The 22,913-nt window shown below is 53.1% G+C and carries 30 protein-coding genes and 2 pseudogenes; 2 read left to right on the forward strand and 30 right to left on the reverse strand.

What is annotated here, in order from left to right; genetic code table 11:
- Positions 1-9 precede the first annotated feature (9 nt).
- Positions 10-3,196 (reverse strand): annotated as a pseudogene (locus tag PW844_RS17105) (host specificity protein J).
- A gap of 175 nt (positions 3,197-3,371) precedes the next feature.
- On the opposite strand from PW844_RS17105, the gene PW844_RS17110 reads away from it, so the two are divergent.
- Positions 3,372-3,575: a hypothetical protein gene (locus PW844_RS17110; RefSeq protein WP_299454257.1), complete on the forward strand. Its 204-nt coding sequence runs from the start codon at positions 3,372-3,374 to the stop codon at positions 3,573-3,575.
- On the opposite strand, the gene PW844_RS17115 is transcribed toward PW844_RS17110, so the two are convergent.
- The 21 genes from PW844_RS17115 to PW844_RS17215 all read right to left on the reverse strand — a co-directional run bounded on the left by PW844_RS17115 (position 3,559) and on the right by PW844_RS17215 (position 18,458).
- Positions 3,559-3,732: a hypothetical protein gene (locus PW844_RS17115; RefSeq protein WP_299454260.1), complete on the reverse strand. Its 174-nt coding sequence runs from the start codon at positions 3,730-3,732 to the stop codon at positions 3,559-3,561. The two genes, PW844_RS17110 and PW844_RS17115, sit on opposite strands and share 17 nt — an antisense overlap.
- Positions 3,733-3,754: 22 nt before the next feature.
- Positions 3,755-4,378 (reverse strand): tail assembly protein, encoded by a 624-nt coding sequence (locus PW844_RS17120; protein WP_299454263.1) that lies wholly within the window; start codon positions 4,376-4,378, stop codon positions 3,755-3,757.
- Positions 4,371-5,090 carry a C40 family peptidase gene (locus tag PW844_RS17125; RefSeq protein WP_299454266.1) on the reverse strand — a complete coding sequence of 240 codons (720 nt, stop codon included), beginning with the start codon at positions 5,088-5,090 and terminating at the stop codon, positions 4,371-4,373. Before PW844_RS17125 ends, PW844_RS17120 begins: the two co-directional genes overlap by 8 nt.
- Before the next feature lie 2 nt (positions 5,091-5,092).
- Positions 5,093-5,827: a phage minor tail protein L gene (locus PW844_RS17130; RefSeq protein ID WP_299454269.1), complete on the reverse strand. Its 735-nt coding sequence runs from the start codon at positions 5,825-5,827 to the stop codon at positions 5,093-5,095.
- A 52-nt stretch (positions 5,828-5,879) separates the two neighbouring features.
- The gene (locus PW844_RS17135; RefSeq protein ID WP_299454272.1) at positions 5,880-6,221 is read right to left on the reverse strand and encodes a phage tail protein; all 342 of its coding nucleotides are present in this window, start codon (positions 6,219-6,221) and stop codon (positions 5,880-5,882) included.
- A 58-nt stretch (positions 6,222-6,279) separates the two neighbouring features.
- Positions 6,280-6,510: a YebO family protein gene (locus PW844_RS17140; RefSeq protein ID WP_299454275.1), complete on the reverse strand. Its 231-nt coding sequence runs from the start codon at positions 6,508-6,510 to the stop codon at positions 6,280-6,282.
- 48 nt (positions 6,511-6,558) lie between these two features.
- Positions 6,559-9,834 carry a phage tail tape measure protein gene (locus PW844_RS17145; RefSeq protein ID WP_299454278.1) on the reverse strand — a complete coding sequence of 1,092 codons (3,276 nt, stop codon included), beginning with the start codon at positions 9,832-9,834 and terminating at the stop codon, positions 6,559-6,561.
- Between the two features lie 33 nt (positions 9,835-9,867).
- A complete protein-coding gene (locus tag PW844_RS17150) occupies positions 9,868-10,131 on the reverse strand; it encodes a DUF4035 domain-containing protein (RefSeq protein ID WP_299454281.1) in 264 nt (87 codons plus the stop codon).
- 23 nt (positions 10,132-10,154) lie between these two features.
- Positions 10,155-10,559 carry a phage tail assembly chaperone gene (locus PW844_RS17155; protein WP_299454283.1) on the reverse strand — a complete coding sequence of 135 codons (405 nt, stop codon included), beginning with the start codon at positions 10,557-10,559 and terminating at the stop codon, positions 10,155-10,157.
- A 53-nt stretch (positions 10,560-10,612) separates the two neighbouring features.
- Positions 10,613-11,083, reverse strand: a complete 471-nt coding sequence (locus PW844_RS17160; protein ID WP_299454285.1) for a phage tail tube protein — start codon at positions 11,081-11,083, stop codon at positions 10,613-10,615.
- 56 nt (positions 11,084-11,139) lie between these two features.
- The gene (locus PW844_RS17165; protein WP_299454287.1) at positions 11,140-11,487 is read right to left on the reverse strand and encodes a DUF3168 domain-containing protein; all 348 of its coding nucleotides are present in this window, start codon (positions 11,485-11,487) and stop codon (positions 11,140-11,142) included.
- Positions 11,484-11,930, reverse strand: coding sequence for an HK97-gp10 family putative phage morphogenesis protein (locus PW844_RS17170; RefSeq protein ID WP_299454289.1), 447 nt, complete (start codon positions 11,928-11,930; stop codon positions 11,484-11,486). The genes PW844_RS17165 and PW844_RS17170 overlap by 4 nt, the downstream gene beginning before the upstream one ends.
- Positions 11,927-12,268, reverse strand: a complete 342-nt coding sequence (locus PW844_RS17175; RefSeq protein ID WP_299454291.1) for a phage head closure protein — start codon at positions 12,266-12,268, stop codon at positions 11,927-11,929. Before PW844_RS17175 ends, PW844_RS17170 begins: the two co-directional genes overlap by 4 nt.
- The gene (locus PW844_RS17180) at positions 12,268-12,600 is read right to left on the reverse strand and encodes a head-tail connector protein (protein ID WP_299454294.1); all 333 of its coding nucleotides are present in this window, start codon (positions 12,598-12,600) and stop codon (positions 12,268-12,270) included. The genes PW844_RS17175 and PW844_RS17180 overlap by 1 nt, the downstream gene beginning before the upstream one ends.
- 33 nt (positions 12,601-12,633) lie before the next feature.
- The gene (locus PW844_RS17185) at positions 12,634-13,791 is read right to left on the reverse strand and encodes a phage major capsid protein (protein ID WP_299454297.1); all 1,158 of its coding nucleotides are present in this window, start codon (positions 13,789-13,791) and stop codon (positions 12,634-12,636) included.
- Position 13,792: 1 nt separating this feature from the next.
- Positions 13,793-14,470, reverse strand: a complete 678-nt coding sequence (locus tag PW844_RS17190) for an HK97 family phage prohead protease (protein ID WP_299454300.1) — start codon at positions 14,468-14,470, stop codon at positions 13,793-13,795.
- A 16-nt stretch (positions 14,471-14,486) separates the two neighbouring features.
- A complete protein-coding gene (locus tag PW844_RS17195) occupies positions 14,487-15,761 on the reverse strand; it encodes a phage portal protein (RefSeq protein ID WP_299454303.1) in 1,275 nt (424 codons plus the stop codon).
- Positions 15,761-17,275 carry a terminase TerL endonuclease subunit gene (locus tag PW844_RS17200; RefSeq protein WP_299454305.1) on the reverse strand — a complete coding sequence of 505 codons (1,515 nt, stop codon included), beginning with the start codon at positions 17,273-17,275 and terminating at the stop codon, positions 15,761-15,763. Before PW844_RS17200 ends, PW844_RS17195 begins: the two co-directional genes overlap by 1 nt.
- Before the next feature lie 6 nt (positions 17,276-17,281).
- Positions 17,282-17,767, reverse strand: a complete 486-nt coding sequence (locus PW844_RS17205) for a terminase (RefSeq protein ID WP_367187764.1) — start codon at positions 17,765-17,767, stop codon at positions 17,282-17,284.
- A 140-nt stretch (positions 17,768-17,907) separates the two neighbouring features.
- Positions 17,908-18,108: a hypothetical protein gene (locus tag PW844_RS17210; RefSeq protein WP_299454311.1), complete on the reverse strand. Its 201-nt coding sequence runs from the start codon at positions 18,106-18,108 to the stop codon at positions 17,908-17,910.
- On the reverse strand, positions 18,108-18,458 hold the full coding sequence (locus PW844_RS17215; RefSeq protein ID WP_299454611.1) for an HNH endonuclease signature motif containing protein: 351 nt from the start codon (positions 18,456-18,458) through the stop codon (positions 18,108-18,110). Before PW844_RS17215 ends, PW844_RS17210 begins: the two co-directional genes overlap by 1 nt.
- A gap of 63 nt (positions 18,459-18,521) precedes the next feature.
- On the opposite strand from PW844_RS17215, the gene PW844_RS17220 reads away from it, so the two are divergent.
- Positions 18,522-18,827, forward strand: coding sequence for a hypothetical protein (locus PW844_RS17220; protein WP_299454313.1), 306 nt, complete (start codon positions 18,522-18,524; stop codon positions 18,825-18,827).
- A gap of 29 nt (positions 18,828-18,856) precedes the next feature.
- Here the strand turns inward: PW844_RS17220 and PW844_RS17225 are convergent.
- The 8 genes and pseudogenes from PW844_RS17225 to PW844_RS17260 all read right to left on the reverse strand — a co-directional run bounded on the left by PW844_RS17225 (position 18,857) and on the right by PW844_RS17260 (position 22,691).
- A pseudogene (locus PW844_RS17225) lies at positions 18,857-19,441 on the reverse strand (hypothetical protein).
- A gap of 102 nt (positions 19,442-19,543) precedes the next feature.
- Complete coding sequence (locus tag PW844_RS17230) at positions 19,544-19,870, reverse strand: hypothetical protein (protein ID WP_299454316.1); 327 nt, start codon at positions 19,868-19,870, stop codon at positions 19,544-19,546.
- 206 nt (positions 19,871-20,076) lie between these two features.
- Complete coding sequence (locus PW844_RS17235) at positions 20,077-20,304, reverse strand: hypothetical protein (protein ID WP_299454319.1); 228 nt, start codon at positions 20,302-20,304, stop codon at positions 20,077-20,079.
- A gap of 167 nt (positions 20,305-20,471) precedes the next feature.
- Complete coding sequence (locus PW844_RS17240; protein WP_299454323.1) at positions 20,472-20,693, reverse strand: hypothetical protein; 222 nt, start codon at positions 20,691-20,693, stop codon at positions 20,472-20,474.
- A gap of 103 nt (positions 20,694-20,796) precedes the next feature.
- The gene (locus PW844_RS17245) at positions 20,797-21,039 is read right to left on the reverse strand and encodes a DUF1378 family protein (protein WP_299454326.1); all 243 of its coding nucleotides are present in this window, start codon (positions 21,037-21,039) and stop codon (positions 20,797-20,799) included.
- An 11-nt stretch (positions 21,040-21,050) separates the two neighbouring features.
- Entirely contained in the window at positions 21,051-21,515 is a 465-nt protein-coding gene (locus PW844_RS17250; protein WP_299454329.1) for a lysis protein, read from the reverse strand.
- A gap of 204 nt (positions 21,516-21,719) precedes the next feature.
- Positions 21,720-22,349 (reverse strand): glycoside hydrolase family 19 protein, encoded by a 630-nt coding sequence (locus tag PW844_RS17255; protein ID WP_299454332.1) that lies wholly within the window; start codon positions 22,347-22,349, stop codon positions 21,720-21,722.
- 3 nt (positions 22,350-22,352) lie between these two features.
- Positions 22,353-22,691, reverse strand: a complete 339-nt coding sequence (locus PW844_RS17260) for a phage holin, lambda family (RefSeq protein ID WP_299454335.1) — start codon at positions 22,689-22,691, stop codon at positions 22,353-22,355.
- Positions 22,692-22,913: the final 222 nt, after the last annotated feature.

Here is a 22,913-nt window from a genome sequence, read left to right on the forward strand (position 1 = left end):
ATAATCTCCTTACCAAAGTCCGTCTCTGATACGCAGCGTGCCATTTGCATCGTAAAGCTGCCTCAGCACTCCAGTATCAACCACACGCCCGGAACCATTCGCAGCATTACGCTCAAACGCTCCATCTTTCCCCAGTCGCCAGCCTGAAACCCCAGCCACATAGTTTGTTGACTGAATGTAAGCCCCGATCATCGCATTGGTAATGGTACCATCACCGATAAATGTTGTATCGATAATGGTTTGCCCATTCTGAATAGCGAAGAAGGTTTTCGGGGTTGCCCCTACCTGACTCATCACTGCAAACCGGTCAGCCAGAAACAGCACCTGCGTCTGCATGCCTGACGGTGAGTTCTCAACACCAATCCCCATACCGGCAGCGTACTGGCGACCGTTGCTGTCTACCGCAACCTTGACAGAATACTGCGCGGAGAGTTTGCCGTTGGTGTCAGCCAGCGCCGTTGATGTCTGCTGAACGGCGGCGGTGTTCGTGTCGATGCTGGCCTGCACCTGCTCAAACTTCTGAGCATAGGCCTGGTCGTTTGTTGCAATCGTCTGCTTAACGGTGAGGATATCAGCGCGGTTTTGTCCGTACAGCTGGAACTGATGATCAACTGTGGCATCACCGTCCAGGGCATTCTGGAGCATTCCTTCAATGTTGGTATCCACTTTCGATACCAGTTGCTTTCCGGCATCCGTCTGTAATACCTGCTCAGTGATATCCCCCAGCAATGCCGTGGCATCAACGCTACTCGCGCCGGTTACAAACTCCGTCCAGTCGCCCACATTCCCGATACGGTCCACCAGCCGCGCACGATACCAGCGGCGCACGCCTGCGGGCATGGGGCCATGCTGATAGCTGACGCCGGGGTATGGCACGTAAGCCAGAAACAGCGGGTTCTGCCCGTCTGCCGTGGTGGCTACCTGCAACTCGGTGTAGGCGGTGTCGCCGGAACCTTCCGGAAATCCCCACTGAATATCGATAGCCCACACAACATCATCAGAGGCCAGCAGACTGACCGGCGTGCCGGGTTTGCCTACTTTCCCCGTCAGCGTGGTTGACTGCGCGTAACCCCACGGCGATGATACATCAACCGCATTCACGGCACGCACGCGCACGTCATACACGCCCGCATAAATCCCGGAAATGGTGAAGCCCTTCGCGCTCTGCTGACCCACATTAACCCAGTCACCGTTATCCTTGCGCCATTGTGCGGTGTAGCTGATAGCGCTTGTCACGGCGTCCCACGTCACCTGCATGCAGGCCACGTTAAGCCCCTGCTCGACGTAATCCACCTGGGAGATGGTAATATTTTGTGGCGCAGTCATTACGCCTGGTGGCGTCACGGTGATCGGTGCCGGGTCGATTTTCACGCCGTCATCAATGTAGCGGTACTTGTTCGGGTCGTGCTGTACGGCAGCAATCGTAAAGGTGCCGTCATCGTTCGACGCAATGGAGGTCACGCGGAAATACTGAATCGCCAGATTATCACTGTCGATAGCCCATACCGCCCCCGCCGCTGGTGTCATTCTGAATGCAGTGCTGACCGTGACCGTTTTCTTATCGGCGCTGACTGACGCAATGGTACGGGTCTGCGCAGTACCGTCCGGCAGATTCAGCGCCAGGCGATCACCTGCGGCATAATCCGCTTCCCGGTCAAGTTCGATATTCAGACCGTTAACCGATTTGATGCGGCCACCGTTCTGTTTGCCCGCACGGAATGGATCGGCCACGCCAATGATTTCAGCCGGCAGCGGGATATAACCATCCAGACCCAACGCCAAATGTTGTGGTCCCGTCCTTCGCGTTCGACAGGATCACATAGCGCCCGCGCCGGTGCGCTTCACTCTGCGAGGTGCAACCGATGGCCGTTAGCTGGGTCTGATTAACACCGTAGCGCTGAACAAGGTCAGGCTCATAAACGCCTTCAACCGTGTCAGAGTAATGATTCTGCGGGTCGGACCATGACACCTGACAGGAGGTGTAACGGTTTTTGTAGGAGCCACCCGCATACGTAAACAGGCCGTCAATCACATTTGAGGCGTGGTAAACAAAATCCACATCGTCCTGTGGTACGTCCGCTTTCACGTAAATCTGGTCATTACCCCAGAAGGTAATCCCGCGAAATATCGCCGCAATGTCCTTCAGAACCGTGTAGGCATCTTCCTGGCTCTGGATGTACACGTTACAGGTAAAACGCGGCTCCGTGCCGCCTGCGCCGTCTGACACCATCTCATCGCAATACTGCGCAATGGTGTACAGCTCCCATTTATCAATCATGGTGGCGTCAACACGGTTGCCCATGCCGTAAATCTCATCCAGCACCAGATCGTAAAACACCCACGCCGGGTTATCTGTCCAGGCCAGTTTGAAATCACCCGTCCAGGTGCCGCTATAGGTCCGGGTGACAGGGTCATACGTTGTCGGCACGCGAACCAGCTTACCTTTCGGTTTACAGGTGATTTTCGGTGCGCTGCCGTTGAACTGGCTGGAATCCAGCTCGATGTAGAGTAATGCGGTGTTCGGGTAGCGTAACTTGCTGTCGATGACTTCCGCGAAAGAGAACACTTTGAAGGCGTTAATCAGCTTCGTTGAGGTCGAGTCAGCAGTAATACGGCGGACACGGATGGACCAGCCGGTTGTAGCTGCTGGCAGGTTGATACGGTGATCGCGCTGATATTCCGAAGTGGTTTTACCGTCAAAGCTGCCGTTAACCACGTTTACCCAGGCTGCGCCATCGGTTGAGAGATCGATAGCGTACTGCGTGACCGTGCCCACCATATCGCCGTTATCTTTGTACAGATACTGCAAAGGCAGGCTCAGTTTTACGCGCACCGCATCCAGCGTCAGATCGGTAAACTGCCGGGTCCAGGGTGAAGTTGTTGTGACTTCAACACCCACAGAGGACTCGTTATTGATTTCCGGCATGCCCTGAATGTAGGTCTGGTCCTGCGTGCCGTTGCGGTAATCCCATACCACTCCGGTGAAGTTGTAGGTGCCGTCCTCATTAGCCAGCTGGGTATCATTCAGGAAAATATTCTGCGCGGTCAGTTCGCCCTGAATCTCCCCTTCAGCAATCGCCAGCAGCATTTTAATTTTCGCGACCGATAACAGGTCATCCGGTTCTTCTACCGGCGTATGGGCGCTGCTGCTTCCCGCTTTGCTGCCCTGAATCAATGCACCGTCAAGAAGTCGCATATTTCACCCATAAAAAAAGCCCGCACGGTGGCGGGCATGATTAATTACTGATCGAATATCAGGATGTTGCTGATTTACAGATAAGGATATGTTGAGTATTCAGCCCGTCCATGTTTGGGGCATGGGCGCACACAGCAATGAGGGATGGCTGATTACCTCAGTTTAAGGAAGATTGATGAAATACAAGCTAAATACGGTCAGCGGTATAAATTCTGAAGGAAGCAATCAAAAGTTGCATGTCTTCTTGGTTGGTGAAGACCAGTCTCAGCACAATTTTCAAATAGATGTCAGTGGTAGAGATGTTAAAAGCTTAACTTTGTTAGAAATTGAAAATCTAGCTATTCAGCATGCTCGCCAAAGTTTCACTGATTGCAATTAACATTCATTTTCACTAAGTCTAAATTGGATTTAATAGAATGAATTTCTGCAGTTTGTGAGTCTAAAATACAGCTTGTGGATTGCTGTGCATCTGCGAGCTGTTTTTTTAAGACTTTCATCTCTGTTTCAAGTTCTTCAACTCTTTGTTCTAAGGTCATGGTTTAACTCCTGAATAAAATATTACTGCTGGTCGCTGGAATAAATCCCAGCGCTGATAATGGCACCGCCTATTTCACGCGTGCCGAAAAGGAGCGGGACGGGATACCCCATTGCAACCGTGTTAACGGGAGAGCCAAAGGCGTAGTTAGGCTTATTGTCCGCGCTGGACGATGCCCCGACATTGAAGTTGGGTTGCGGCGTCAGCATACTCATCACGCCACCCAGCATCATGCTGATCCCCATACCGGTGAGCATGGTAGTTGCAACACCTGTCGCCGTTGCGGTTCCGAGTGCAGAACCCCACAGCGCCAGCGTGCCACCAGCGGTAAAATAGGCAGACACCAGCGCCACCGCACCGATCACAATCTGGAGCACGCCGACCTGCTTGCTGCCTTTGATAACCTGAGTCATGCGATATTCAGTTGCGCCCGAAGACATATCGAACTCTTCCAGGCTGATATTCTTACCGCCGCTGTAGAAAGCAAAACTCACCCCGCTGAGGTGCGCATTCGACAGGTATTTTTTGAAGCCGGGCACCTGTGAGCACATGGCACGGATCATTTCCTTCAGGTCGGCTACGTGGAACTGATGCACCTTACCGAACTTTTTCGCCAGACCACCGGAGAGGGTCAGTTTTTTAAGCACTGAATAATTCCTTATGCCGGACTATCCGCACGGTGCGGTCACGGTAATATTTACCGTAAGGGACGCGGGCAGACAGATTGCCAAAGGCATGATGGAGGATGATGTTATTGCCGAGATAAACGGCAGCATGGTTAGTCACGGGTGCCTGCACCCGCATCATGATCACGTCACCGGGTTGCATGGCAGCTGCATCGACCTCTGTGAAGCCCTCGCCCTGCCAGTTGTCGTCGTAGCGGTTTTCTTTGCCATCCACCCACCACTCGTAATCAACGGACCAGTTACCGAGCGTAATACCATGTTCCAGCCGGAAATAATCACGCAACAGTGACCAGCAGTCGGCATGCCCCAGCACCCAGCGCCGCCCGGCTAACTCCCGGTCGCCACGCGGTGAAAGGGTGCAGAAATCACCGTCCGGCCACGACATGATCCCCCACTCCACGCCGGAATGGTCGCACTGAATACGGTCCAGTTCGGACGGTATCAGCTGCACCACATCCGGGTGAGAGTGAATTATCATCAGAACTTCACCCCGTTCTTCCGCTTCAGCCATGTCATCAGGCGCAAGCGTGAAATGTTCCGTGGGCTTATCGGAGATATTCCGGCAGGGGATATATTCCTGTGACTGCCCGGCCTGAATGATCACCCCGCATGCCTCATTCGGGTATTCAGCAGAGACGTGCTCACGTATAGCGTTCATGATTTTTTCGCGCATGATTATTTGCTCTGGAGGTTTGCAGCCGGGAAGCCACCAAACGGAATCGGGTTTTCAGAACCAAAACGCAGCTGGCAGTCACTGAGCCGCCCGCCGCAGACATCAAGGGAAGGATCAGCCGTTGGTGTGCCGTCCTTCAGAAAATAATTTGCGCCGTTGTAATCACAGCCGGTGCCGGTACGATACCAGCCCCGCATGCACCAGGTGCACACCGGCGTAATCTGCCTGGAGGGGAGTTGCAGGCTTTGAACATCAAAGGGCGAGCACAGCTCAAAATCGACCTGTGTACGCGTCTCGCTTTTCTTCGAGTTGACGTAAAACACCTGCACCCGTTCATCTGTCGGGCTGGCGCTGGCATTGCCTCCAGTCCAGTTTGCCGCGTCCAGATACTTCGCCAGCGTGGTGTGGATTTTTACCTTCGCTTTCACCATGTCATCAAACTGAAGGCACAGCGAAGTAACGTAGTTGCCCACGTTACCCACAGAAAGCGTTGGCGTCGGCTGTGATCCGGTGCTGGACAGCTCAACGCCCTGTAATTCATAGGGGTACGGGTCGTACTGGTTTCCCTGCCAGATGATGGCCGGAAGCCCCTCGGCAAACGCATTCCAGTCTGCCTCCGCGATATTGTGAGCGTGGAATCTCAGCACATCCGGCATGCCAAACGCGGTGCCGTCAATCTCGATCAACTGGACGAGGCTACCCGGCTCCAGTTGCTGAATATCTGCCGTAAAACTCATATTCGCCCCATAAAAAAAGGCGCATCAGCGCCTCAGATAGTTAACTGCCCAATCAGGGCGCGAATGACTGTTCAAAGGTAAAAGCGATATCCGCAATAATTCCGTTCTGAAAACTCGGCTTGATGGAATCGTTTTTTACCCGATAAAGTTTCTTTTCTCCCCACGGATTCACCCACCAGAAAGAGGAGGTAACGTGGGATTTCAGAAAGGCGCGCACCGTTGCCATGTCGGCAATTTTGCCGTTGCAGGATAAATTCCAGGACTCGGCATCCTGATTGATACCCACCCCGGCCACCTGTTTATAGTTATCACCGAACTGAGCCTGAAGCGTCGCTACCGTGACCTCTTCTTCGGCTCCGATCCTGACACACCAGCTGAAAGTATCCGTTGCCATCTCATCTCCAGAAACGAAAAGACCACCCGAAGGTGGCCCTGTTTAGATTTCCGCTTTATTAAAGCCCTGCTTTTTTCCTGGCTTCTTCCAGATATCCCTGTGCTGACTTATCTTTCACCTCAGATAAGTCATATTCCGAATCAATGATTTTATTTAGCTTTTTATCAATTGATTCCAGTAATTCAATTTGCCGATTAGCTCTTACACTGGCACGGTTGAGAAAATACCAAATAACAACGCCAGCAACGGCAAATATCAAATACCAGAACAAAAAAGCACCACCATCCATAATCATTTCCTTGTGCAAAAAAGTGAGTATGCAAGATAGGCGCTGTTATTATGTTTTGTAAAGTAATCCACCAGGAGAAATTGCCTGCCTTGCCCACTCATTTATAGTTTGCTGAATCATCGCTTTCAGCTGTTTAGAGGCGGCAGTGGTATTAGCATTGCTCACACCGCCACTGTCTGCGCCCTGTGTGATACTGACTGGCGCATCCACCTGCACATTAATATTGCCGCTGCCGGTAGCGCGATTGACCCCGGATGAATACGGGACCGTCCCGCCAACATACCCACCGTTTGCGTATCCGTTTGCCAGGTCATAGAGATTCGCCACACCAATACGGGCCGTTTGCTCTTTGGTGAAAACAAACTCATCTTTATGAACAATACCAGCGGGTTCATATTTACCACCCATTCCGGTATAACCACCACCGTCATAACTGGCAAAGCTGGTTGGCATTCCCATAGCGCCCACGGAGCCACTTGCCGCCCCGGCACTGACCGAGCCAAAAGCCGCACCGCCCAGGCTGGTAAGCGTGGTGCCAAAAATACTGGCAACGCCGCTCATTGCACTGACTGCCGCCATCTGCAAAGCAACTTTGGCGATCATCTGCAAAACAGACAGCCCCCAGCTTTTCCAGTCGGCTTTACTGCCCGTCAGCATCGCGGCCATGTTATCCATCGCGCTGTCCATCGTGGATGTGATGCCGCTTGCCACCGTGCCAGATATGTTACTGGCGTTCTCCAGCCAGTTTTCATAGCCTTTTGAAACGCCGTTGAGCCAGCTGGATTCCGTCGCGGAAATGGCCTGGTATTTCTTCTCCAGCGCATCCAGCGCCTTTTGGCGCTCTGCGATTGCCTGCGTGCTGCTATTCCCGCCAGCTTTATCGAAAAGACGATCAATTTGCTGCGTTTCATCATAACGCTGGCGTTGCAGATCGCTCATGCCTGCAGTGTCGGTCGTCTGCGCTGCTTCATCGCGGTATTTGCGGGCCGCGTCAGTTAAATCCTTCAGCGCTTCAGTCTGGTCACGCTGTTTTTTTACGTTCTCTTCAGCGCGCTGTGTCCAGGTTGCCAGCTCTGTTGAGGAGTCCCGGATAGCTTTGCGCTGTTCTTCCGTCCACTTAATCCCGGCCTGATGCGCAGCAGCATAGAGATCAGCCGCCTTCTCTCCTTCCGTGGCACGAACCTTCTGCACTTCAATGGCGACACTCAGGTCGGCCATCTTGCGGGCATAGTTCTCGGCAATCGTGGCCGCTTCACGTTCGGCTTTATTCTGCGCATTGGTCGCCGCAGTGCCGTCCTTTTTAGCCTGCGCTGCGGCAGCATCCTTTTTCGCTGCCTGATCCTTGTTGTACACGTAGGTCGTGTACAGTGCGCCGGTCAGCTTCAGGTCATCCGCTTCGTACTGATACTGACGATGCAGTTTTTCCAGTCCGTCAAGGCTGGCAAGCTCGTTATCACGGCGGGCTTTCTCCAGCGCTGTCTGCTGCTGAGGTGTCGCGTTCGCCGTGGAAACTACCGGTCCCTGATACTGCGGCGGCGTTGCGCCTGCGGTCGCAGACATCGAGCGGTTAAGCAGGTCATAGGCACCCTTCAGGATTGAAACGGCCCCGGCCTGCTCTACCGCTTTCTGTGCGGCCAGATCGCTGGCATCGTTAACCAGCTTTTGCGTACCCGCAACTTTTGCCGCTGCATCTTCCCGCTGGTACTCCAGCTTGTTCAGCTTATCCGTCAGTTCAACGTTTTTGGCCGTGATATCGGCCTGATCCATGAACGTGTTGATATAGGTCAGCGTGGGGTGTTTGTTGTAATCCTGCTGAATCTGGTCGAGCGCGGAAAGGCTGTCTTTCACCTTCAGAATCTGCGCGTCCAGATCGTTCAGGTCTTTCTGCTGCGCCTGTAATGATATCCGGGCATCCGCTGCGGTAGACTTCAGGCCCAGCACGGACATTTGTTTCAGTTTGCCGTTAATCTCATCGAGATTATTGGCAAAACCAACCGCCTCTTTATGCACCTGCTGGGTGTTCTGATACAGGCCATACATCGCCGCACCGGCACCGATAATGACGCCGGGCCAGCCGCCGAGGATACCCAGCACACCACTCCCCAGGCGGGACATCACTGAGGCGGTATTGGTCAGATTTGCCATAGCTGAGGAACGGCCAGCAATGGCGTTATTCAGCCCGGTCTGTGCCGCCGCCAGACTGCGCTCGGCGGCTATCTGCGCCTCAATCGATACCGCAGCGGCTTTCGCCTGCTGTGCCCGGTAAAGTGTCTGACGCGCTGCGGCCACACTTATTTGTGTGCCCCGGACCTGTGCCTGTGCCAGCGCCACTTCAGCGGCGGTGTTAGACACCACTGCCGCCGTTGACTGCGCAACGTTGCCGACCATATTGCCGAAATAGCGCGCAAGCCCGATACCCACCAGCAACCCGGCAGTGTCGGCAACCGTATCGATGTTTTTCGCCAGACTGTCGAGCATGCCGGAAAGTGAAGAGGACGCGCCGACCGCATCATTAGCCCCGCCCACCCACGCCATAAAGGCGTTCTGTACTTTCTGCGCCGATCCGCTGATAGAGGCGGGCAGGGTTTCAAATTCTTTGCGCAGCACCTGAACGTTAGTCAGGAGCGGTACAATTTTATCAGTCGTCAGCTCGCCGTTATTCGCCATGTTACGGAGGCCACCGACCGTTACGCCGAGGCCGTCAGCCAGCAGCTTTGCCAGGCGCTGGCCGTTCTCCATGATGGCGTTAAATTCTTCACCGCGCAGCACGCCGGAACCCAGCGCCTGACTAAGCTGAGTGATAACAGAACTGGCTTCTTCCGTGCTGGCACCGGACAGTTTCAGCGAGGTAGCGACCGTCTCCGTCACCTTCGCCACGTCAGACGATGCAAACCCCATCGACCGCAGAGACTGAGCGATACGGCTGTAGAGGTTGGAGTTAGCCTCCAGTGATGTGCCGGTACGCTGGCTGATTTCCATCAGCGTACGCTGTGAAGTCACATAATCATCCGCTGACGTTGAGGCCAGCCGCAGACGACCGTTAAGCTGATTCCAGGTGTCGGCGTACTCGATCAGCTGATGGGTGGCAAACGCACCCGCCATCGCACCGGCCAGGCCGGTTACCGTTGACTGGACGGTAGCCAGCTGAGAATTCAGTTCGGCTATGGCCTGCCGGGTGTTCTGTGCAGCAGCAGCGGCCTTTTTGCCGCCCTGCTCCATCGTTTTGTAATAATCCGCGCCCATACGCGACGCGCGGGCGATTTCCGTCTGAAATGAACTGGAGTTCGCGGAAATTTTGATAATCAGTTCGCGCAGCGTTGCCATAGTTCACCCGTATAAAGCCCGCTGGCGCGGGAATTAAAGACCACCCATCCACTCTTCAAGGCCGCTGATCTCTTCCTCTTCTTCAGTAATGCCCCACTTCAGAACCATTTCCGACATGGAGGCTTTGGCTCCCTGTGCATTCAGGACAGCAGTCACCACCTGAGCGGCCTGAATATCCCCGCGCCAGTCGCCAATCGGGCTGATGCGATCAAACGCCAGCCACATTTTCAGCTCACTGGCGGTCAGGGTTTCGCGGAGTTCATGGAGGGTGCGCCCCAGCCGGAGCGCCAGCGACATCAGGAAGAAAGTCAGCGGCTCTTTTACTTTGCCTCTGCGACTTCCTGAGACATGCCGAGATTCAGCGCCTGAGACAGCAGGCGGGAATGGACCGGGCCATAAATTTCCGACACGGTATCTTCATCTTCATTGCTGAAGACGCGGTTACCCTCTTCATCCAGCAGGACATCGATAAACATCACGACATCCGCCTTTTTGTTGCGGATATATTCTTCCTGCAAGGTCAGCTTCTTCGGCTCCTGACCCTCCTGCGGCTCTGGCGGGTTCATGATCTCGCGGAATTTCACCCAGACTTCGCCGGATGGCTCTCGCAGCATGACTTTTACGTCACCCCATTCCGGCACGGTGAAGACTTTCGAGCGAAACCCTGACGATGGAGCCAGCGCAAGGGCGCGAAGTGAAAATTTGGGTTGTGCGGTTTTCGGCATTTGGAATTCTCAGATAAGGGAAGATAAAAGAGGAATAAAGCGGCCTGAGCCGCTTACGAACCGGATGCAAAGATGCGTTTCGGCGTACCGCGCACCCGCAGTGAGTAAGTGGCACTTGCCACGGCTGACGTGGTGGCACCCCATGAACTCTGGCGCACCTCAACCAGCACATAGAAACCGTTACCGGACGGGAATTTGATACGCAGCGCGCGCAACTCATCATTCGCATACGCCGTTTCAAGCGCCTGCTGCGCTTCTTCATCCCCTACCCAGTTACGGGTAATACTCATTTCCGCTGGTGCGGCCAGTCCGTTGGTCTGCTCCTGCTCGGTAGAGCACAGCGTGGTCACGTCGATATCGGCTTTCTGTCCACCGGTATACGTGATCTCTTTGGTTGCACAGGCAGCTTCAAGCCAGTTGACGCTGGCAGTCGGGAAACCTGCATCAGTGAAATCTTCGGCGGTTACCGGTGCGTCAGAGACGGCAAAGGTCATCCCCTTCGTTACTTCATATTTGCTGGTCATGCTTTTCTCCGGGCATAAAAAAACCGGCTTTCGCCGGTCGTTATTGAGAGGGTTGATTACTGCTGGCTCTGTATCTCCAGCGTGGCCCGGTATAAACCGGTGTCCGTTTCGTAGCTGTTGGTTTTATTCAGCTGGGTGAATTGCAGCGGTGCCAGTGCAACGGCAACCTCTTCGCGGATGTTCCTCGCCTCGTCAGTGGTCAGTGCGTACACATCCACCTGGAGCGTGCCGGTTTCCTCGGCGGGTCCGCATAGCGTGTCGCCAAAGACTTCACTCACTACAGTGAATACCGCCCACGGCGGCGAAACAGACGGGTCACCCTGCGGGTTAAGCGGCACCACATAGGGATAAACCTGACCACCCGCCAGACCGCCAATGAGCGAATAGATTTGCGCTTCTGTCATTTTGTCAGAATCTCATCAATCGCCTGGTTAGCACGGGCAAAAGCGACTTTTGCCGCCTCTTCCTGCCTGGCGTCATACGCAGGCCGGACAAACGGCACGGCGGGCTGCTTTGAGGTGCCCAGCTCGACAAATCGCCAGTAAAACGCGTTGCGGGAGTCTCTGGTTTTCAGCTTATTATCGCTGTTACCGGTGCGCGGATTGGTCCCGCGAATATGAACGCCGGAGGAAATATCCCCGCTGCGATCACGCTGGGTCATCACAACAATATTTTTCTTCAGCCTGCCCGATCGTACCGGCGCACGCTTCACCACCTCATCTTTAAAGACAGTAGCGGCGGCGCGGGTCGCATCACGCATAACCTTGCGGTTTTCGGCCTTACTGAGCGCCATCAGGTCATCGGTCAAATCCAGCAGGCTGGAAAAATCCAGTTTCGTATCGATCACGTCTTCACCCCCTGCTTACAGAGAATTTCCAGGCGCGTGCCATTTCCGTTCGGTACGGGTGAGCCGGAAACATCCAGCACCATGCCTTTAAGCGGCCCACTGGTGCAGACCAGTCTCGACGCGGAAGTAATATCCTGGCGGTATCGCATCCAGACGCGGATAGTCGCCTCCGATTTTTCAGCGCCTGCCGTCATCAGTTCACGCCCGCTGATCGCCTTAACCTCAGCAGGAACGGCGGTTGCACTCTCATACCATTCATCCTGCGGCTGGCCTGACGGCGTTCTGATCTGCCGCGAATTCTGAATGGTGACACGGTGGCGAAAACGTCCGGGTTCCATCAGCTGCCTTCCTCCAGTTGATCATCGGTTTTCCCGCGCCAGTTACGGTGAATAAACATCATTCGCTCCGCTGCCGCATTCTTATACAGCTGCACTTCACTCTGGTCTGTGCGGTGCTCAAACATATCTGCAAAGCAAAGCAGGACCGCACCTTTAACAGCAGCGGGAATATCTGAAGCCAGTTTCCATGCCGGTTCATCACACCAGCGGATGCAGTAATCAAACGCCGCCTGAGCGTAGAGGGTGATCAGCTCGTCGCGATCGTCCTCTTCAAACTCAATATGCTGCTTCAGCAGTTTCAGGCTTAAAACATCCAGTACATCTATCGCCATACATTAACAGGGCGGGTTTCCCCGCCCTCCCCATCAGGAGCCAGAAGCAAAAGTGCCCTTGATGATTGCAGTCGGGCGGTAGTGAGCCAGTGCCAGGCGTTCTTCGCACAGGATCGTCAGCATGTTTTTCACGAAGTTATCGCGGTCTTCGCGGCTGACTTCCACGGTCGCATTCATGCGGTCCCACACCTGAGACGCCATATCAAAGCCGCCCACGGTGAACGTACCGGCAGACTGCGCTTTGGTCGGCACCACTGGCAGGCCCCACATGATGTTGCTGGTAAACGCCTGCGGACCACCGAAGATGTAGCGGCCCTCGTTATCCTTCAGCAGCGCGATGTTGTGCCAGTCGCGCGGGTTAAGCACGATGCCGGAAGCGCTGAATTCAGACTCGGTCACCTGATAGATGGCGTGGGCGATGATGTCTGCGCGGGTATCACCGGTTGCATTCAGCGTGGTGTCATACGCAGTGGCAACATGGTTGATACCTTCCAGATCATCACCGGTACCATCACCGTTAAGCAGCTGATCTTCTTCCTTCAGTGCCAGGCCGTACATCAGTCGGTTATTGACGTAAGATTGCAGCATCGGAGCATCGTCCATCACCTGACGGGAAGCCTGCACCCAGTGCGCAATCGTCTTCACGTTTGCCGTCTGTTTGCTGAAGGTAATATCAGATTCAGGCTTGAGCGCCTTCTCCGCCACGATGTCAGCGCTGTTGGTGAATACCTCTTCACGCACGTATTCCAGCGAGTTGCTGGAAATGCGGCCCTGCGCCAGCAGGTCACGGATAGTCAGACGGCGCAGGCCCGGCATCACAATACCCGGCACCTGCATCGGCTGGATAAGACTACCGGCAGATGCTGCATCACTGCCCAGCGACTTATTGAAGGTTTTGGCGTCGAAACTGCCCTGTTTGCCGTCCCATGACTTCTGCAGCTCTTCAGCTGCACGTTCAGAGAAAGATTTTTTCGCCTCCGGGTTTTCGGCACCGGAAGCCAGTTTCTGCTCAAGGTCAAACAGACGGGCACCGGACTTCTGAAGCTCTTCGTTGACTTTCGCCAGGTCATCCTGAAGCTGCTTTGAAACTCTGCCGGTGTTTTCGATTTCTGTTTTCTGTGCATCGAACAGCTGGGTCATTTTTGACTGTGACTCTTCGATGGCTTTCTGGATTTGCGCGAGTTCGGACATGTTATTTTCCTAAATTTGAGGGAAATGATTTGATGCTCTCAAGCAGAGCGTTAATTTGTGCTTCGTTTTCGTCGCCTCCGGACTCGCTCCGAATCGCTGACTTAAACCGGGCGATTAACCCGACTGCCTGTGATTTGGTCAGGCCGACTGAATCCCTCAGCCAGTTCTCAACATCACGGATGGTTTCAATGCCATCGACGCTTTTCATGGCGGCTACGCCTGCAAGCTCGTTGGCCGGGAAGGTGCACACGCTGATTTCGCGCAGCACCGGAATGTTTTTGAAGATGCGGCCACTGGTACCGATTGAGTAATCGTCTTTATTGACAGAGAAGCCGACAGACATGCCCTCAACCGTCTTGTGCTGCATGGCGGCTTTCAGGTCGGTTGCACCACTGTGCCCCGGCGTCAGCTGCCCGCGCACATACAGCCCCTTATCGTCTTCCGTCAGGGCATCCCATTTACCCACCGGCAATTCCCACGTCTTATGGTTAAAGAACATGGCGACCTTGCGGGTCTGGTTCGTCAGCGCGCTTTTGAATGCGCCCGGCAGGATGATGTCGCCGTCTGAATCCGTGTTGTTAAACACAGAGGCGTACCCTTCGAAAATCCCCTGGTTACCGTCGCCGGTAAATTTGATTTCCGTTTCATCAAAAGACAGCGTTTTTACAATCTCAGGCATCACGGCCCCCAAAAAATTAAGCCCCGTCAGTGCGGGGCTTGTTGTTGGTTCCTAAATCGGTGATCGGCACGTACTGCGCCTGACGCATCGCCACGTCACCGCCCGGTAAAGGCGGCATGTTGTCAGTGCGCCGCATTTCGTTGATTGTCCGGAGGCCCGATTCTCCCATCGCTTTCATAAAGGCGGCGCGGGAAGCAGAATCACCACGAAGCAGGCCATCAAGATTGTGCTCCGCGTGAAACCGGCCAACGTCAGCAGGCTGAATCAGCCAGCGCTGGATGCTGTTTTCCCAGCGGGAAATGTAGGGTTGCAGGGTGTACTGAAGAAAACCGAGGTTTTGCTGCTCGATACCGCTGCCCCAGCTCGTAGATTTTTCAACGTCGCCCACCAGGTGCGGAGGAACGCCAAAAAACCGGGCCAGTTCGCTGACCTGAAACTTTCTGGACGCCATCATTTCAGCATCCTGCGGCGTGACGCCGATTGCTGAGGTTGAGAAACCCGCCTCCAGAATCCACAGGCGTTTTTTAACCGGACCGCCCGCAATTTCCCTGAAATTCTCTTCAACCTGCGTGCGCTGGGCTTCTGTCAGCACCTTTTCACCCGTGGAGAGGATTTGTGGAGACTTCGCACCGTTGGCGAAGAAATCACGCTGCTGATCCTCCATTGCCACCGCCACCCCTGCCGATTTACAGGCAAAAGCAATCGGTGACAGGCCGACCAGACCGTTAAAACCAAATCCTTTCAGGTGAAAAATATCTTTCTGGGCAAAATCAGCATATTCACTGTCGCGCTGATACCGGTACACCAGCTTTTTGCCGACCATCTTCACGTCCATACTGGCGGACTGAAGCGGCAGGAGGCTTATCACATCACCCGCGCCGTTTCTTTCCACCAGCGCGTAGGCATTACCGTAAAAACACAGCTGCATCGTCATGGCTTCCCGGAATTCCTGGGCGGTCATGTACTGATTAGGCGAATAGCGCAGCAAGCGCGCCATCGGGTTATCCAGGCCAACTTTGCTGCGGTTATCGCTTTTGTCGGTTTCATACACATCAAGCGGTAAACACGCGGTAAGCGTTGAAATCAGGCTGACACAGCGCCACACCGTCGAAATTTGCAGAATTCGCTCATCGTTTACGGCGGAATCACCAAGATGGCCATATGCCGAAACCGGCCCGGTTTGCGATCCCTGTTCGGGAGTGACCAGGCGACCGCCCACAAACCAGGACTGAAGCCTTGCCCACCAGCCGTTATTGGTTCGCAGGTCAATTGTGTATTTTGGTTCTTCCATCACATGCTCAGTGGTCTGAAAATGAAGTCTTCAAAGTCACCACCCTGCTCAGTGACCTCCCCGTTAGCCGCGCCTACAGACATGGTCATGGCGACCATGCCGTCAATGCGGCCTGTTGCTTTGGATTTATCGAGTTTTCGGTTACCGGCAGCGTCTTTCACCACCACCGCATTCACGGCGCACATGGTCAGCACCGGGTGCATGCCGTGCCTGACCCGCCCGTTGAGCATCAGCGATTCAAGCGTGTCTACCGCTGGTCCCATATCCTTAAAACCCTGCCCGAATTCCACCAGCGGAAGGGACAGGCCAATCGCATCAGCGTCTTTCCTGAACTGGTCAATACGCCACCGGTCAAACGCCATCGATGCCAGGTCAAAATCACCGATAATTTCCGCGATATCGTTCACCACAAAGGCATAATCCACCGATGCGCCCGGCGTGGTCCGCAACAGGCCTTCCCGCACCCATACGTCATACGGTGCGCGGTCCGTTCTGGTTCGCTCTTCAAGTGTTTTTTCCGGCGTCCAGAAGAAGGGGAAAATGTCCCATACCCCATCATCTGCTTCCCCGGCGATTACAAGTGCGGTTAAGTCGTTACGGGCTGACAAATCCAGACCCGCATACCATTTACGCGGCGTGTTAATCGGTGACTCCCCGCATACCTCCCACACGCTGCGGGAAATGAACGGTGATACCGTTGAAACGCGCTGGTTAAGGTTCAGGTTGCGGAAGGTGTTCTCAAAGCTCGGCATGCGCCCCGCTTTTTCCGCCTGGCGCGCCATGTCTTTTTCTGACCTGAACGTACCAAGCGCCGGGTTTGCCGCCAGCCATGATGCGCGCTGGCTGATATCCGCCTCTTTCGGGGCTTCATAAACGTGACAGACGATGTGCGGGTCTTTTGATTTCACCGCGTCATCAATCCAGATACTGAGCAGGTCAGCGTCATTTGCCGCCTGGGTACTGATGACAATCAGCAGCGGGTTTTCATGCGCACCCTGCGCCGTGGTGATAGCATCAATGAAATCATCCTGCGGCCCGCGCACCTGCCCGGTTTCATCCAGAATTGCCAGCACCGGCGAAAGCCCGTGCGTTGTCTTCCCTTCTGCCGACAGCGCTTTGTATTCGACGTTGCAGGGCAGGCCAATCAGCTTTTTCCCGCTCGGGGTGATGCTGACTATTTCCTGCAACTGCGGGCTAAGGTTCACCATCTTGACCGCGAGGTTAAAAACGATTGCGGCCTGTTCACGGCTGAGTGCACCACTCACTATCTGCGTATTTTGCACCGCTTCCGGTCCCACCAGGTGCGCCAGCAGTATTCCGGCTATCAGGCCGGTTTTCCCGTTTTTACGGGCAATGCTCAGAATCGCCATGTCCGTGCCGACAGGGTTGTCGTACACAGCCAGGATGAAATCTTTCTGAAACGGGTCAAGCCGCATAGGCTGACCGATTAGCTTGCCTTCCGGCACTATGCAATAACGTTCGATGAACGCTATTACACGCTCACCTCGCGTCATAGGCTGTTATCCGTGTTTGGGGAAGGCGATCAGGTTGTCTTCTTCACTGTCGTGCTGCTCTTTGGTGCTGCGGGCATCACGATCATTTTGATTGCGTTTCTGCTGGTCGCGGCTCTCACCGTTGGTGGCGTGCGAATGGATTTGCAGGTCACGGCGCTGGGCGAGAATAGTTCGCTGCAATTCGGTGATCTGCTTGCGCAAATCCTTGATAACCCCCTCAGCGCGCTCTTCACCTCTGATCCGCTCTTCTTTGCGCAATTCCTTGCGTAAAACGGTGATATAAAGCTGATTATTTGCCAGTTCAGCGGCGGCAAGGAGATCGGCTGGCGTCCAGCTGTCCAGCGCTTTCGATCTGATATTGTCGTGCCAGAATGGTTCGGCTTTTTTTTCCAGACCCGCATGAACCGGGGGCTGGATGGTGTCCACGGTTGCATTTTGCATGGCCCGAACCGCTGCCGCTGAACTGTCGGAGCGGGTTCTTTTTTCTGCCATATGTCAACACCCTTAAAACTGAAAAAATCGGGTTAGCGTTTAAATAAAACTTTGGCGGCGGTCATTTGGAGCAAACACTTTGAAGATTTACCCTCCCCCACCGTCAAATGAGAATCAATATCATTGCAAATGAAATGATTTCACTTGGTGACAGTAACCATCTCATCACCCTGAAGCTCTGCGCCAATCAATCCCATCGCCACGAATGCTTCGCCTTCCGGGTAAATTGGCAGCAGGTCACGAATCTGTTTCTCTGCCTGCTTTACCTTTGCCTGACTCTCTTCAGGGAGTGATGCGATCAATCCTCTGAACATCAGAATGGTTTGTTCATCTGCCGTCATTACTTACTCCAGTGAGAAGCAGGAACGAGCGGGTAGCCGTTAGCATCGCAGCCGATGACGGTTCCGCTTTTCTCCATTCTCTGTTTGGTTGAGTCATGATGCGCTTTGCACAGCGATTGCCAGTTGTCTTTACTCCAGAACAAATGCTGTGCTTTCGATATCGCCTGGCTGTTGCCAGTCTTCAGCGCGTCTTTCAGTTTGTGTGGTTCGATGTGGTCTACAACCGTGGCCGCTGTGATCCTTCCCTGCTGTTCACACATCACACACAGCGGATGCTGTTGCAGGAATCGCAGGTGAGCTTTATCCCATCTGCTGCCGTAGATGCGGGGTTCTTTCATATCCCAATCCATTAAAAACATTGTCGCTTTACCGATTAGGAATTATCTTAATAAGCCCTTGTTACAGGAGTTCTTATGATCAATTACACGGTACGCGTTGAGTTGCATGATGCAGATAAAAGCAATAAATATGAAAACCTCCATAAGCAAATGAAACTGGAAGGTTTTTCACGAAGTCTTGGTATTGATGGAATCAGGTGGGAGTTGCCAACATCTGAATACTCAATCGTGTCAGACCTCGCACCAGAAAAGATACTGAGCAAGGCTCAGATTGCAGTGTATAAAATTCAGTCAAAGCCTGAACCATCAATACTGGTAACCGGTTCAATTACCCCACGGGTGTTTTCTGGTCTTGAGAGATTCAGGTCAAAAAAGCCATAACCGCCTGATTAACCCAGCGTTGAGCGTTTTCATGCCAGTCTCCATGCTCTGCGGCGTTCTGTCCTCGGCTCATTGTCCGGGTGACGCTCAACCGTTGGCAGGTCGGCATGGTCAACGAGTGAATAGCATGGATAAATGACACATCCACCGTATGCATCGCCGACAGCATAATCAGCGGCTTTGGTCTGATTCCATCTACTGACTATCTGTTGCAGGCTGCTTTGTGGCGGGCTGTAACAGACACCGTGAATTAGCTTACTCATTACGATGTGACTCGCGCGGGTGCGGTCTGTTTCAACCAGCATCCCTGCAATCTCTTTCTGGTACTGCGGTGGTCTGCCGGTGCCTAGGTAGAAGCTCACCAGATCATCAGGGAATCGCTCCAGCCATTCGGAAACCAGCAGGCGAAAGCCATCAACCGGCTGTGCATCGTCTTCAAGAATGACAACGCGGCAGTCCTGTTGTGCAGCCCACTCAATAGCACGGTGATGATTCCAGTTGGCTCCCCTGCGTTAATCATCAATCAGCAGATGAGCGCCAATCGAATTAGCCAGCTGAACAGCGGCATAACTGCGGGTGTGATGGCCGACCACCACAAATCTGATTTCAGTCATGTGGTAGTTGCCTTCCTTCAGATAAGAAAAAACCGCCCGGAGGCGGCCAGTAAACTTTCAGGAAAGCTGGTCATTATAGATATACCTTCTAAGTGGTTTGCTTTATTTATAAGTGGATGGATTTTTACCAGCAAAGCGCCTTCTACTGAACTTCGCACTACTCCTCCGACTTTTTATCCTCCTAACTGCATGCGATATCACGATGCTCCATGCCGGGTCAGCTCTGCTATTCCGATACCCCTCTAACGCTTCAAGCAGAATTGACCATTGCTCAATCTGGACCTTCTTATCAGGACCAATACTCTCTCTGATTGACTGGATTAATCCATCCACATCTGCTTTCACTTCTTGAAGCACTTTGCCCGATTGGTATTCAGCGGCTAATTTTTTGATTTCAATAGCGAAAAAATTCATATCGATATTCTTCAAAATCAGCTCATACTCTTCCTAGTTGGTTTATGAAGAAGCTTAGCCTACTAATTTGTATTTTGCTGACAGAGTATTCCAGTTGTGAGAGAGTCCTCGCATGATTTACACCTGTCCGCAATGCTTAATAGCGTAGTAAACCGTTATCCCTGGCGGAGGATTAAAAAACCGTCCGAAGACGGTGGTGGAGTAAACTAAGTTAAAACTATTCACAACATTTTGTTAGCCGCTTCCAGAATTTCATCACTGGTTAGGGTCCGGTCAGAGGCGATATGAACAATTTTTGAGTCCCCTGTTAAAGATGGAAATCCGGCTGACATTATTGGAAGTTGAATTCTATCACCATTGGGATAATTACGGCCAATTGAGGTAACGCCTCGCATTACACTAATGACCTCGGCAGGCTCAAGATTGAAGAAGACTATAACGCTTTTCATATGCGATCCCGCGGCGGGTAGTTAAAAACTGACCCTAACACAATGGGTAGCTCATAGCTTGTATTGATGAACATCCATTCGTTAATTTACATATGAGCAGTAAATCATCATCAGGCGCACTCGCAAATGCGCCTTGTGATGAAAACTTATTAAACTCACCCACCGAATCAGCAACCGGCACCAAGGCCGATTTTTTCAGCCATTACCTCAAAAGCCATATCCAGTGCTTTATGACTGAAACTACTTTGCGAGGTCAACAGCTGGAGTTGCTGAATCAGTTGTTCAGGTGTATCAACTTCCGGAAGCGGAACGTGTCTGACTGAGTCAAAAATATCAATAACGGCCAGTTCACCTGTGTCATCAATGTAAGCTGATTCATTACTTTTCATTTCAATTACCTCATAGCTGTAACCAAATGAGTGTAATTCACAACTCAACATGATGCTTTGATAAAAGTTGCTACTGAAATATACAATCGATTCAGATGATTAACTATGCTGTAGCTTGAAAGTTATTAACTGAGCCAGCTACGGATGTAGCTGTTGCTGACGGGGCATCTGCTGTTGCTGCCTGTGCAGCCTTCAGGCGTGTCTGTACTTCCAGCTCAATTGCATCGGCTTTAGCCTGCGCTTTGGCTTTAATGTAATTGCGAATCTTCACCCAACCACCAGCGATCAGGTAAAGCACGGATACGAAGAAGGAGAACCACAGCGCTACACTTTCATAAAAGGTCATTTCATTTTTCCTTAGTTAAGACATTGCTCTCTGATGTACTGCTGAAGACCAGCTATTTGCTTTCCGGCTGTTTCGATTCGGCTTCTGAGGGTGAAATAATCCCGTTGAGCGGAGTCAGTAAGTCGGGGGCTGGCTGCATCATCCACGCTGGTGGGGCCGGTGGCGTTGCTTGTTGGACAGGTCGCGCTGAGCTGCAACCGACGCTTGCCAGAATCAACATCAGCACGCAGCTGATCGATAGTTGCCTGAGCATCAGATAACTCCTTCGTGTATTTACTATCCAGCGCCGCTACATCACGTTGCCGTACCTGCATATCGTTAATCGTGTCTTTCGCCAGATTAAGATTCTGCTCGGCAGTATCAGCCCGGACACTGTTGCTTTTGTACCGATAGCCGAAATAGCCACCGGCACCAATCAGGCTAAACAGCATGATTAGAAGAACGATGACGATCCCCGCCTTAATCTCTGCTGTCATGGCCGCTTTCTCTGGTCTACGAGGCGACCAATGACCCCACACAGGGCGACCACAGCCGTGACCGTTCCCATGTATTCAGCCGGAATATGTGATTTCAGGTCATCAGAGAGTGATGCCCACGTTGGCGGTATTGCACCAGCAAGTACCAGGCTGTGGACAGAGAACCATCGCCAGCAGCGTTTCCAGTCTTCGACTAAGCGCATGTCACACCACCAGAACAGAATAGGATTTAGTAAATCGGGCGCGACGATCATCAAGGCCATTAAGTCCACCATTGATAATCTGCGTAACGCGGCTGAGATCGCCAGGATACCTGAGACAGCCGTTAGTGAAATAGAACCATGCGGCGCTTCGTGCAGCGTAAGCGTCATCCACCAGTAACTCTGGCTTTGCCACCAGATCAACCTTCAGGCCGTTGCCGCAATTGCGGTAGTTAGTCAGACCGGTTATCTGGATCAGGCCGCGACCGCGATAGAACCAGCCATCACCTGCCGCGTTATTTCCCATCCGTTTGCTGTATACCAGGTTGGCGATTGCTCGCTGGCGAATCAGTGGTAGCGATGACTCATTCGGGCGGCGACCTAACGAGTTAGCCTGATCCTGCGTCAATCTTCCGGCACGAACGAAATCAGCCAGCCCTGCAACGCTGTAATTGAAGCTCTCAACCAGCCTGTTGAAACTGACGCTTTCATGTCCGGCCTGAGCAATAAACATTGCCTGGTCAATCGGTGCGGTGATGCTAAATTCCTTCATGGCCGCATCAATATGCGGAAACCAGCGCGCAGCTAACCCGGCGCTGATACCAGCCGCCTGCTGAAATTGTGTCTGATTCATGGATTACGCCTGTGGGTTGCCGCCACCAAAGCGGAAGTTGATAACTCGGATAGCCAGATTGCGGATTTGCTCAACACCAATCAGGCCAATGCTACCGCCTATCCCAACAGCCAATTCCGTGGGCAGGCCAAAATAGTTAAGTGAGGAATAAACTGACAGTGTCACCAGCCCACATAATGGAGCTTCAAGTAACATTTTTTTCCAGCCGCCGCCTGTGTAAGCCACACGCAGGACCGTAATAACGATCGCCATTGCTACACCACCAGCTGGGACGTCACCGGCCCACCACGATCGAAGTAATTCCCAGAATTCTGCCCAGGTGTGGATGCTATGCATTTTCATGGTCTCTCACCTCCGTGATTACGGTCGGCGCTGTCTGTAGTCAGAAAATAAAAAAGCCAGCTCAATGGCTGGCATAAGAAAAAGTGCGGGCGCCACCCCGCTGCTTAGCGTGTTATTAAGACCCTGACGCACATCGGCGGTAATGACCTGGCTCGTCAGCCGCAGGGATAATGCTGCTGTGGATTCACCACAATATGAAAGGCGCTGGGTATTTGCAGCTAC

Origin of the sequence: Pantoea sp. (assembly GCF_028283705.1) — a bacterium.
GTDB lineage: Bacteria > Pseudomonadota > Gammaproteobacteria > Enterobacterales > Enterobacteriaceae > Pantoea.